This is a genomic window from Comamonas testosteroni TK102 (genome assembly GCF_000739375.1).
GTDB lineage: Bacteria > Pseudomonadota > Gammaproteobacteria > Burkholderiales > Burkholderiaceae_C > Comamonas > Comamonas brasiliensis.
This window is the reverse complement of sequence record NZ_CP006704.1, coordinates 5,013,362-5,024,935: the sequence shown is the minus strand read 5'-3', so window position 1 is coordinate 5,024,935 and position 11,574 is coordinate 5,013,362. Positions and strand designations below refer to the sequence as shown.

Sequence of the window (11,574 nt, the reverse complement as noted above, 5' to 3'; positions counted from 1 at the left end):
GGCTACTGCTTCCAGTCAGGCTCGGGAAAATGCTCGTTGGATGCGGTGACGATCAGGTCCAGTACCGGCTTGCCCTGCTTGTCGAGGCGCACACCGGGGCCCCAGCGTGCCTGCTGCCGCTGACCCGAAAACCAGAACAGCTTGCGCTCCCAGCTGCCGGGCTTGGGCGGCTTGCGGTTGGCCTGACTCAGATGCTCCTGTATGCGCTGCAGCCCGGCTGTGAGACGCCATGGTGCCAGTTGCAGAAGCGCCGCTTGCAGCTCTTGCACCCAAGGCTCTGGCACGGGCGAGAAGCGCTGGAATGACTGGCCTGCGGACAGTCTTCGCACGCGCTCGTGCAGCTCGACGCCATACAGTGCGCAGGCCTCGCTGATCCTGCCCTGCGCCATCAGCTGGCGTGCCTTGCGCTCCAGCGCGGCGTCCTTGGGGGCGTCTGCTGACGACCATAGCCAGCGGGCATCGCTCCATTGATGGCGGCAGTTGTAGAGAAATTCGGACGATAGAAGCAATTGCCAGCCGGGCATATTTGACTGCATCACCGATCGAGCCAGCAGGCAGGGCTGGCGCTTGCGGCTGGCGGGGCCATAGGCCGCGAGCACGGCGGTGGTGCGTGCCGCCAGTCGCCCGCGATCATCGCGCGGCCAGGATTGAAGCAGGCGCATGAGGTCGACAGCGGATACATCGGCCTTGAGCCGTTCAAGCGCCTGCTGGGAATCCGCGAGCTGGTCCAGCAGGCCGAGGTTCAGATCCTGACCCATTGACGGGGCACGGGCTGCAGTCTCCGCAAGAGATGGAGTGAAGGCCGTGGTCCGGATGGTGACTTGCGCCGGTGCCGCATCAGGTGCAGTGCGCCATTCGTGCAGCAGCTGTGCAAAGCGCCCGGGGTTGCAGCTGACTTCATGGTGGATGGCCTCTGTGGCAGCATCGCGCAGCGTGATCCAGGCATGCAGCCTGTGCTCGGCGCCAAGCTGCATGGCCTCCTCATAGCGGGTGGCCGAGAAGGCACCGTTGCCATTGCGGTGCACAAAAAACTCGACTTCCATGCAGCCGGCTACCACGCCGCTGGTAACGCGTGTTCTGGCCACGTCCTGGTGTTCGGCCCGGCAATCCGGCAGCTGCAGCCATTGCTGCGAAATCTCGGCAATAAAGTCGTGCATGAAGAAGATGAAAAAACGTCGAAACTGCGTCAGTCGTCAAAAAGGCCTATGTAGCGCAATCCGTTGTAGAGCTTGTCCGGCTCGGTGATTGGCTCGGTGGGGTCGGCATAGACAAACATGGCGTTGGCAGTCTCAATGCCCCGTGCCTCGCAGGCCTGCACGATGAGCGCGAGGGATGCGTCGGAGTCGAGAGTGCTGTGGCGCACCAAGGCGGCGACAGGAACAGGCTCGGGCAGCCAGATCATCAGCAGCAGGTCTTCGTCGAACAGAAACTTCCTGCCCAGATCCCGGCAGAAGCCGCAGCCCGTGACATCTTCGCGGCTGCTTTCGATACCTTCGACTTCCAGCTCCCAGTAGCTGTCTGCATAGTCGAAGTAGCGGCCAAACTCCGCCTCGCCCAGCGGCGTGTTGCCGATCCAGAAATGCAGTGCGGAAAAAGGCGCGGGCGGCGGTGTCGGACCCAGCTCCTCGACCCAGCCGAACAGGGTTCCGGGCTTGAGGCGGTGGCGCTTTTCCAGTTCCGGAAAGCCGCCGCCGGGTGTGCGGTTCAGCGCTTCGTCCACCAGAGCCTTGCGAAACGCCAGCGAATAGGTCTTGCCGGATTTGTTTTCAGATTTCATTGGGCGGGTCCGTAGTGCATGACCACCAGCTTGTTCAGGGGCTCCGGGTAGTCCCAGAAGGCTTCTTCCAGCTCCTGCAACTGCTCATGCTCGGCATCCGTCAGCAGTGCAGGCAGATCGGAGTAGTCCACATTTTCTGGCTCCTCCTGGAAGCGCTTGAGCACCGCAAACATGTCCTGCAGACACTGGCGCGTGATGGGCGCGCCTATGGCCTGCAGAGCCTCCAGGCTGAGCCGATGGTTGGCCAGCCCCCAGTTGCCCAGAAACTGCAGAAAGCCGCCGTTGTTGATATCGGCTTCCATGCGCCACAGAGCCACCAGCTCATGCTGGAGACGGGATATCCGGGTGATGTCCCATTGGGCGGCGAGCAGCGCGCCCATAGCCTGGTTGTAGAGACTGTCCTGATCCAGGTCCCAGACGCTGACCATGCCCGCTGCAGAGGGCTGCCACAGTGCCGGCCAGTTCAGACCGTGATCCTCATCGGTCAGAACCCAGTGCAGCCTTTGCTCGGGCGCGGCGCTTTTCAGGCGGATATGCCGTTTGATGGGCTCGGCCAGTTCACGTCCATCCGCGAGTGCAAGCCAGATGGTCTGCTCGTCGATGCGAACGCCTGTGATGCGGTTGCTTCGTGGGTCCATGGTTCAGCTTTGTGCGGCGGTCTGATCCATCACCGTCTCGGCGGCCCGGTGCATCTTGGCCAGCTCGCGCGCGGGAATGGGGTGCTCGCCGTTGGCCATGCGTGTCAGCAGCGAGTGCAGCATCTCGGTGGAGAGGCCGTGCAGCACCAGACGGTAGGCTGCATACAGGGTGGAAAGCGGCACCATGGGATGCTTGTTGTTGAGCAGCACCAGATGCTCGGGCGAGGCCAGGATCTTGGCGCAGTAGATGGCAACGGTTTCGTCGAGCTGTAGCGAGTTGCTGGCGCGCCAGAAGTCGTTGTCGGTCAGCAGCAACTGGTAGATGGGCGTGTAGAGCTCGATGGCGCTTTGCAGATCGATGACGTTGAAGCGCCCGCGCGGCATGTCTTCGAGCCTGAGATTGGGCTCGCGGATCATGGAGAAGTCGGGCTCGGCCACGGGCACCAGCTCCTGCCCGTTCTCGCGCAGTGCCTTGTTCAGGCGGATCACGAAGTTGAAGAGGTTGAGGTCGTGCTTGAGAAACAGCTCGTCCTTCACATCGTCGATTTCCATGGGCATCAAGGGTGCGGTGCTGACCTTGGTCGGGGCATTGGCTGCGACGAAGGCCAGTACCTGGGAGCCCAGATGAAAGTGGCGCATGATGAGCCAGTTGGCCTCCGGAGAGAGAAATTTCTTCATACCGAAGGCCAGCAGGCGGTGCAGCAGCATGGAGTGCGACCAGCGCTTGGGCAGAAAGATCTTCAGCGCCTGAATGATGATCATGGAAAGCCGCGCCAGCGGCCGCATGGCGGGCAGAAAGAACTGGCGCGAGCTGCTGCTGCAGTCGCGCAGCCAGGCGGCCTTGACGTCATCGGGCAAAGGCGTGCTCTGGTCGAGGTAGAGCGCCAGCCAGGGACTGGGGTCGCGCTCGTCCCAGACATGGTCGTTGAATTCGTTCTTCATGGCTCCTCGCGGTGCTTCTTGCTGTTTCTGTTTAGCGCTCGGTCAGCACATGCTGAAACTGCATCAGGTACATGGCTGCGGTGTTGCGTGCGGTCTGCAGTATGGCCTGCTGGGCCGTGCCTTCGCTGTCCAGCTCCAGTGCCATCTGCACGGCCAGCAGCCAGCGCTCCAGATGGTTCTCGTCGTTGGCGCCGTGGTACTCGAGAAAGCGGAAGGCATCGGGCGGCAGCGGCAGGCTCTGGCGCAGCAGGGGCAGCAGGCTCGGAACGATGCGCTGACCCGTGCCTTCGATGATGTAGATGGCGCCCAGCAGGCCGACCGGGTTGGGCGTGGCAGCCAGGCTGTGCAGATAGGCATTGAGCGCTTCGCCGCCGGGGTTGCGGCGCAGTCGGTTGATGTCGGTCTCGGTGCCGCCGGCCTTCAGATAGTCGCTGTGCAGAATCTTGAAGTCGTTCTGCTCCTCACCTGCATGCAGGTCGATCAGCGAGGCCAGCGTGGCGTAGTCTCCGGTCAGCGAGGCCGCGCCTTCTCGCATCCACAGACTGCCTTCGCGCACCTGGGGAATCCAGTGGCTCATCCAGCGCAGATAGTCGGTGATCTGCAACCGGCGCGTGCGCATGCGCTGCAGCAGGGGAGTGCGCCAGACATTGCTGCGGTAGTCCTGCCAGATGCTGGCCAGCTCGGTCAGCAGCGGCGCCAACTGCGCTGGAGCGGTGGCCGGGTCATGCGGTGCTGCGATGCCCGAAACATCTGGAAGCGCATCATCGGCTTGCGCCGGAGTCTGCACGGATTTTTGAGGGAAATTGACATCAATCGCTTTCTGCGTATGCGTATCAAGCTCTACTTCCCATAGCATGTAGCCTGCGGTGAAACGGCCCGACTCGGGGATGAAGCACAGTACGGTGTCGCCGGCTTTCAGGTGCTGGCCCTGTTTTTGCAGAAACTCCGACAGCATGATGAAGATGGAGGCGGCACCCGTGTTGCCGCGCCAGGCCAGATTGCTCCACCAGCGCTCGCGTGGAATGCTGAGCTGGGCCTTGCCCAGCAACTCGTCGACCACGGGAATGAAGCGCTCCGACGAGTAGTGGCAGAGAAAGTGGTCGATGCCGCGTTCGGGCACCCAGCCCTGGTGGGCCAGGGCTGCATATTCGTGAATGCAGACATCGAACAGATGCGGCAGCAGGCGAATGTCCTGGCGCAGTGCCAGAGCGCCTGCGGCCTCGGCATCGCTCCAGGCAGGGAAGTCCAGATGGCTTTTGCCGCGATCGGCCGTCATGCCCAGCTGCATGCACACGGGGTAGTCGCCGGCAAAGCTGCGCTGGTGCGTCCACCTGAGCTTGAGGCGCAGCCCGTTGGCCTGAGGCAGGGCCTTGGGGCCGCCCAGCAACACGGCGCCTGCGCCGTCGGACAGCATCCAGCGCAGAAAGTGGGCGTCAAAGTCGGTGTCATAGCCCTGGGCCGCAAAGCGTGAACGCTTGAACAGACGCGAAGGCATTTCGCTGGCCACCGACAGGGCCAGCGCATGGGCGCCGCTTTCCACGGCCATGGCTGCAGCTTGCATGGCACCCACACTGGCGGCGCAAACTCCATGCACGGACAGCGTTTCCATGGGCGGGGCGGCCATCTCGCCCTGAATCATGCTGGCAAAGCCGGGCATCAGTGCATCGCCCCCCGAGGAGCCACTGGACAGAAAGCCGATGTCGGAGAGCTTTTTGCCAGCCAGGGCCAGGGTCTCCTCGATCGCGCCGGCCGCCATGCGGGCGTTGCTGAAGACAGTCTGGCCTTCACCATCAATGGCGTAGTGGCGGGTCTGGATGCCGTTCTCGGCCAGGATGCGGCGCTTGATGCGCTCGGAGATGCGGTTCAGCGGTGCGACAAACGCATCCATGCCAGCGTTGTCCACCGGGGCGCCAGGCAGAAACATGCCGGCAGATTGCAGATAGACCTTGGAATAGGCGACGGGCATAGATCCTCAACAGGTTTTTACTTCACAGCGTCGGGCGGCATCTGCGGCTCGGTTCTTGCCGCGGGCCAGACCAGACCCAATACAAACACGCGTCCCATATAAGGCAGCAGGCCACCTTCGTTCAATGCGGGAGTGACCCGTTGGCGGTAAATGCGCTCATGCAGTCCGCTGAGCTCGGACCAATGGGCATGCGGGCATTCATGGTGCGCGGTGTGCAGGCCAATATTAAAAAGCAGGGGGTTGACCAGGCCTTCAAAGTTGCGCGCGTAGTTCAGCTCGATACCCGGAGTATTGCGCTGTGCTCTGGTCAGCGGCCTTCCATCGGCGTGGGCATGTTGAAGATAGTTGGTGGCCAGCAGCCAGTGCAGGCCGTGCAACTGGGGAACGATGATGAAAATCAGGGCCTTCTGCCAGTCCAGCCAGAGAAAAAAGCCCCAACTGCCCAGCCACAACAGGTATTGCCCCATGCAGTAGCGAAAGGCTCCGGGCCAGTGAAGACGCAGATTGTTCAGCCACCGAAAGAACAGCGGATACAGCACGAAAGCCGCCTGCACCGGGTGAATCAGGTAGCCCCACAGATGGTTGGTATCGCCACCCCATTCGGGCCGGTAGGTGCGCGCCAGATCGCGCGGTCCGTGGCGAAAGCGGTGGTGGTTGGCCACATGAGCGGGCCAGAACACAAAGGTGGGATGGCCTTGAAGCAAGGTCAGCCAGTAATCGGTCAGGCGGTTGGTCCGGCGCCCCCGCCACATGCGCGCATGGGTGTGGTTGTGGTGGATCACGCCCACACCCAGGGTCAGAAACAGCTCGACGCCGTAGAGAATGAAGCTGAAGCCCTGCGTCCATTGCCACCATACCAGCAGCGGCAGCAGCAGCATGTAGAGGACGGATTGCCAGTCGCGCCAATGACGCAGGGCGGGATAGCGGCGCCTGTTCATTCAGCGACGAGGGCCTTGGGGAGCGCTGTCCGTGACCCGCGTTCCCATGATCTGGTCCATGAAGGCCAGAGCAAAGCCATAGTTGCCGGCGGGGCGTGCGTGGTGCAGATGGTGACGGCGGCTGGCAGCCAGCGGGTGCGTGTCGGAGACCTCGGGGAAAAAATCATAGTTGGAATGGCCGATCAGATTCAGGATCAGACTCAGCACTGGTACCGAGGCCAGCGACCAGAAGTAGAAGTCATGCACCAGCATGGGCAGCAAGATGATGTTGCCCAGCATCAGAGCTTCGATGGGGTGGAAGCTGTAGGTGGACCAGGGCGTGGTCACCACGGAGCGATGATGGTCGCCGTGATAGCGCACCAGGCGGCGCGTGTGCAGCAGGCGGTGGTTGATCCAGAAGTGCACATCGTTCCAGATCAGCAAGGCAAAGATCTCCAGCGCAATGCGTCCGGCGCTGGCCGTGGGCGAGAGCTGGGCCCAGCCCAGCTGCAGCAGACCCCAGGGAACGATCATGCCGATGCCGAAGATCAGTATGGAATGAAAGGACTGGCGCCATTCACGCTTTAGCTGCTCGGGCTTGAGCGGGCGCGTGTCGAGCGGTCTGCCTGTGCCCGCGCGCGCGAGGGCCGCTGTCAGTGCCGCCATGAGCAGGCCGCCCAGCAGATAAATACCCCCGAAAAAAACCAGACCCAAGGCCATGACTTGCCAGGCATTGAGCTGCGTGAACCAGGTACCAGCGTCCATGAAGGCTCCAAAAGCGGTGGCGCTGCTCCAGAAACAACAATGCGCCCGACGGCATAGCGTAAACCCATGCCTGTCGGGCGCATGATAAAGGACGCTGCGGTAGCTCTCGTTGATACCCGGAGTAGCTTCAGCGTGTGGGATGGAGCAAAACTGGCGCACGTCATCTGCGTGACAGCGAGCAAGCGCCGCCGCGCAGCGAGGCTGTCGTCCCCCTTCGGGGGAAGCCGCAAAGCGGCTCAGGGGGGCGTGTTTACTGTGCCGTGATGCCCTGCTCGCGAATGATGGTGCCAAGGGCCTTCACATCCTGCTGGATGCGGTTGCTCAGGCCTTCGGGCGAACTGCCCACGGCTTGCCAGCCTTGCATGGACAGCTTCTGGCGCATTTCTGGCGTGCGCACGATCTCGCTGACGGCTGCCGCCAGCTTGTCCACATGGGCCTTGGGCATGGACTTGGGCGCTGCCACTGCGTTCCAGATTTCCAGGTCGAAGTTGTTGACGCCGAGTTCCTTGAGGCTGGGCAGGCCGGGAGCCAGCGGACTGCGTGCGGCAGAAGTCACGCCAATGCCATGCAGCTTGCCGGCCTGAATCTGCGCCATGGCCAGTGCCGGAGGCAGCATGGACAGCTTCAAATCGCCGCCCTGAATGCCGTTGAACACCTGTGGGTAGCCGGTATAGGGCACATGTACGGCCTTGATGGCCGATCGGCTCTTGAGCAATTCCATGCCCAGGTGGCCCACGGTGCCGACGCCGGGAGAGCCATAGCTCCATTTGTCGCCAGCCTTGGCGGCCGCTTCCATGAAGGCCTTGCCTTGCGGGGCCGATGACGGGGCCACCAGCACCAGCGGCGCCACGCCGATCAGGCTCACGGGCTGCAGATCCTTGATGGGGTCATAGCGCACAGCGGGGTTGAGCATCTTGGCAATGGTCATATTGCCGTTGATCATCACGCTGAAGGTGTAGCCGTCGGCCTTGGCCACGTATTCACCGGCGATATTGCCGCCTGCACCCACACGGTTTTCCACAATGATGGTCTGGCCCAGCTTTTTTTCCAGAGGCTCGGCCAGTGCGCGCGCGCTCAGATCGGGCGAGGAGCCGGCGGGGAATCCCACGATCAGGTGCAGGGGCTTGTCGGGCCAGTTGTCAGCCGCCATGGCGGCTGGAGCCATGGCAGTCGCCATCATGGTGACGCCTGCAGCAATCAGGCTGCGGCGGGACAGATTCTTCAGAATTTGCGAAGTGCGAATAGGCATGGCAGGTCTCTTTTGAATTTTTGATGGGTGATCGCTGTGCATGAAAACATGCATCGATTCCGAAAAATAAAAAACCCGGAAATTATCCGGGTTTGAGGTTCAACATTTCAGCCTTTTAAGGCCCTGGTGCGCAAGTTGGCGTTTACGCAAACTCGGCCAGCGCTTTTTTCATCTTTTTCATGGCGGCTACTTCAATCTGGCGAATGCGCTCGGCGCTCACGCCATATTCGGCAGCCAGCTCATGCAGCGTCATGCCGCCGGAGCCGTCGTCATTGACCTTGAGCCAGCGCTCTTCAACGATGCGGCGGCTGCGGTCATCCAGGCCCTCCAGGGCCATGACCAGACCATCGGTCGCCAGATGATCGCGCTGACGCGATTCAAGCATGGCGGTAGGCTCGTGGCTGGCGTCGGCCAGGTAGGCGATGGGGCCGAAGGCCTGCTCTCCGTCGTCGCTGGGAGAAGGATCCAGCAGCACATCGCCGCCGGCCAGACGGGTTTCCATCTCGATGACTTCCTCGCGCTTGACGTTGAGCTTGGCAGCGACAGCGTCAATTTCGTTCGAGGTCAGGGTTTCGCGCAGGGCCAGTTCATCGTCGGCCATGGCGGCATCGGACTTCAGCTCATGCTTCATCGAGCGCAGATTGAAGAACAGCTTGCGCTGGGCCTTGGTCGTGGCGACCTTGACCATGCGCCAGTTCTTCAGAATGTATTCGTGGATTTCCGCCTTGATCCAGTGCATGGCGTAGCTGACCAGACGCACACCCTGATCGGGGTCGAAGCGTTTGACAGCCTTCATCAGGCCCACATTGCCTTCCTGAATCAGGTCGCCGTGAGGCAGGCCATAGCCCAGGTACTGGCGCGAGATGGAGACGACCAGACGCAGGTGAGACATCACCAGACGCCCGGCGGCGTCCAGATCATTGTGTTCTTTGAGCTTGCGAGCGTAGTCCTGCTCTTCCTCAAGGGTGAGCATTGGCATACGATTGACCGCCGAGATATAGGCATCCAGGTTGCCCAGCGGAGGTACCAGCGCCCAGGGGTTCGCGGGCGCCAAGGCAGTAGCAATGGAGCCGGAGGCAGTTTTCATTGCAGGTTTCCTTTCTTCCATGATCTTCATATTAGCACTCCGTTAGAGAGAGTGCTAAAGACAAAGTTCCCACAGCTTTTGTTGGTTTTCTGATGGCGCTGGCGGTTTGTAGCGATTCATGGAGAATTTCTTACATTCCCTTCGATCTCTGTCTTTTCCGGCCTCCGGAGCGGTGCTCTAGCTGGAATGAGAGGCCAGGTTTTGCAGGCTCGCTCTGATTAATGTCTCTAATTTCCTAGCAGCCGAGCTTCGAGGTGCGTGGCGGCGCATCACTATGCCCAAAGGACGTTGAATTCCAGGGGCCGACAAGGGAATCTGCGCGAGGCGGTCGGCCTGTAGCAGCGATATGGCTGTTTCGGGTAGCGCGCTGATGCCCAGGCCCGCACTGACCAGAGCTCCTATGGTTGCTATATGGTCAACTTCAAAGACAGGAGCGAAATAAAGCCCTTTTGAGAGCAGATCCGCATCAATGTACTGGCGCACGCTGGCAGAGCTTGGCATGGAGACATGCGGGTAGTCCAGGGTGGTCTCGATCGGGATGGGACCTGCCTGCCTGGATAGAGGATGGTCATCGGGACAGATGATAAAGAACTGGTCTTCCATCAGTTGTTCATAGGCGAGGTCTTCCTGTTTGGGATCGGCTGCAGTGAGTGCAAAGTCGACCTTGCCATCACGAACAAGATCAAACGCTGCCCCCGACAAGGTATCAAGCAAGGCAAGGCGCACCCCGGGGTGAATCCGCGTGAATTCGGCAAAGACCTTTGGCAGCAGCGAGGCGGCCAGAGAGGGAAGTGCAGCAACCGTCACCGAACCAGTTCTGAGCTGTACGGTGTCCGTCACGGCGCGCAAGGCACGCTGCGTATCGCGCAAGATCTCCTGGGCATGGGCGATAAAGACATGGCCCGCATCGGTCAGCTCGACGGCGCGAGTAGTGCGCTCAAACAGTCTTGCTCCGATCTGGGCTTCTACACGCGCAATCAGGGCCGACAGCGCAGACTGCGAGAGGTGAACCTGGAGCGCGGCTTGGCCAAAGCTCTTGGTCTGGCTCAGAGCGACCACCGCCCTCAGGTCTTTGGTTGATAGATTGGCTTCCACCACAGCAGTATAGGTAGCGGAGCTGCAGCTTTTTGCAGCTCCGCCATCTGCGCTTATTCAGCCTTGATGTCGCTGTCTTTGATCAATTTGGCCCACTTGGCGTACTCGGCATTGATGATCTTGGCCGACTCTTCAGGCGTGTTGTAGGTGGCAATGGCGCCCTGGGCAAGCATGGAGTCCTTGACATCCTGCTTGGACAGAATCACTTTCAGCGCCGAATTGATCTTCTGAATGACTGCAACTGGCGTTCCTGCAGGAGCCGTGAGCGCAAACATGGAGCTGACCTGCATGTCTGGAAATCCGGCTTCCACCACGGTAGCGATATCTGGAACCGAGGCGACGCGTTCTTTGGTGGTGGTGGCCAGGGCTCGGAGCTTGCCTGCCTTGATCTGGCTTTGTGCGGCAGGAACGGTGTCAATCATGGCATTGATCTGACCGCCGAGCAGGTCGGAAAGAGCGGGGCCGCTGCCTTTGTAGGGTACATGCACGACTTCCACCTGCGTCTGGCGCTTGAACATCTCGATCGAGAGATGCTGGGGCGAGCCATTGCCTGCGGAAGCGAAGGTGACGCTGCCAGGGCTGGCCTTGGCGAGGGCGACCAGTTCCTTGACGGATTTCGCCTGAACATTGGGATTGACTACAAATACCAGCGGAACGCTGCCAACCACCGAGATGTGCGCGAAGCTCTTGTGGATGTCAAAAGGAGTCACCGCAGGCGTCAGTGCTGCATTGATGGTGTGGCTTGTGAAGGCGCCCATCAGCAAGGTGTAGCCATCGGCAGGTGATTTGGCAACTTGACCCGCCCCCAGACTGCCGCCAGCTCCGGCACGGTTATCGACGACGAACTGCTGCCCGAGCTGATCTGAAAGCTGTTTGGCGAGAACGCGGCCAATGACATCGGTCGCTCCGCCCGGCGCATAGGGAACCACCAGCCTCACGGGTTTGTTGGGGTAGTCGGTCTGCGCACTGGCTGCTCCCGATGCGCCGGCTGCAACGAGGGCGGTTGCAAGCAGGTTAACGAGCTTGCGGCGGTACATGCCCGGATTGACGGGGTCTGTGGGTTTCATGAAGTCTCCTTAGGGTTTTCAGGTATGCGCTTTCTTGTTCGAGCGCTCGATTTTTCTTTTAATCAATAATA

Annotated in this window: 11 protein-coding genes; all 11 read right to left on the bottom strand. The window is 61.0% G+C overall.

Annotation, left to right across the window (positions count from 1 at the left end; all coding sequences use genetic code 11):
• Positions 1-2: 2 nt before the first annotated feature.
• The 11 genes from O987_RS22735 to O987_RS22685 all read right to left on the bottom strand — a co-directional run bounded on the left by O987_RS22735 (position 3) and on the right by O987_RS22685 (position 11,503).
• Entirely contained in the window at positions 3-1,157 is a 1,155-nt protein-coding gene (locus tag O987_RS22735; RefSeq protein WP_043374946.1) for a hypothetical protein, read from the bottom strand.
• A gap of 29 nt (positions 1,158-1,186) precedes the next feature.
• Positions 1,187-1,777 (bottom strand): immunity 22 family protein, encoded by a 591-nt coding sequence (locus O987_RS22730; protein ID WP_043374944.1) that lies wholly within the window; start codon positions 1,775-1,777, stop codon positions 1,187-1,189.
• Positions 1,774-2,415 carry a DMP19 family protein gene (locus O987_RS22725; protein WP_043374942.1) on the bottom strand — a complete coding sequence of 214 codons (642 nt, stop codon included), beginning with the start codon at positions 2,413-2,415 and terminating at the stop codon, positions 1,774-1,776. The genes O987_RS22730 and O987_RS22725 overlap by 4 nt, the downstream gene beginning before the upstream one ends.
• Positions 2,416-2,418: 3 nt before the next feature.
• Positions 2,419-3,357 (bottom strand): DUF6999 family protein, encoded by a 939-nt coding sequence (locus O987_RS22720; RefSeq protein ID WP_043374940.1) that lies wholly within the window; start codon positions 3,355-3,357, stop codon positions 2,419-2,421.
• Between the two features lie 31 nt (positions 3,358-3,388).
• Positions 3,389-5,323, bottom strand: a complete 1,935-nt coding sequence (locus O987_RS22715; RefSeq protein ID WP_043374937.1) for a StlD/DarB family beta-ketosynthase — start codon at positions 5,321-5,323, stop codon at positions 3,389-3,391.
• Between the two features lie 17 nt (positions 5,324-5,340).
• Positions 5,341-6,261, bottom strand: coding sequence for a fatty acid desaturase (locus O987_RS22710; RefSeq protein WP_019044187.1), 921 nt, complete (start codon positions 6,259-6,261; stop codon positions 5,341-5,343).
• Positions 6,262-7,005: a sterol desaturase family protein gene (locus O987_RS22705; protein ID WP_003051822.1), complete on the bottom strand. Its 744-nt coding sequence runs from the start codon at positions 7,003-7,005 to the stop codon at positions 6,262-6,264.
• A gap of 250 nt (positions 7,006-7,255) precedes the next feature.
• Entirely contained in the window at positions 7,256-8,254 is a 999-nt protein-coding gene (locus tag O987_RS22700; protein WP_019044186.1) for a Bug family tripartite tricarboxylate transporter substrate binding protein, read from the bottom strand.
• 142 nt (positions 8,255-8,396) lie between these two features.
• Positions 8,397-9,341 carry an RNA polymerase sigma factor RpoH gene (gene rpoH, locus O987_RS22695; protein WP_029158804.1) on the bottom strand — a complete coding sequence of 315 codons (945 nt, stop codon included), beginning with the start codon at positions 9,339-9,341 and terminating at the stop codon, positions 8,397-8,399.
• A gap of 177 nt (positions 9,342-9,518) precedes the next feature.
• Positions 9,519-10,436 carry a LysR family transcriptional regulator gene (locus O987_RS22690; protein WP_235214206.1) on the bottom strand — a complete coding sequence of 306 codons (918 nt, stop codon included), beginning with the start codon at positions 10,434-10,436 and terminating at the stop codon, positions 9,519-9,521.
• 53 nt (positions 10,437-10,489) lie between these two features.
• Positions 10,490-11,503 carry a tripartite tricarboxylate transporter substrate binding protein gene (locus O987_RS22685; protein WP_003051830.1) on the bottom strand — a complete coding sequence of 338 codons (1,014 nt, stop codon included), beginning with the start codon at positions 11,501-11,503 and terminating at the stop codon, positions 10,490-10,492.
• Positions 11,504-11,574 lie beyond the last annotated feature (71 nt).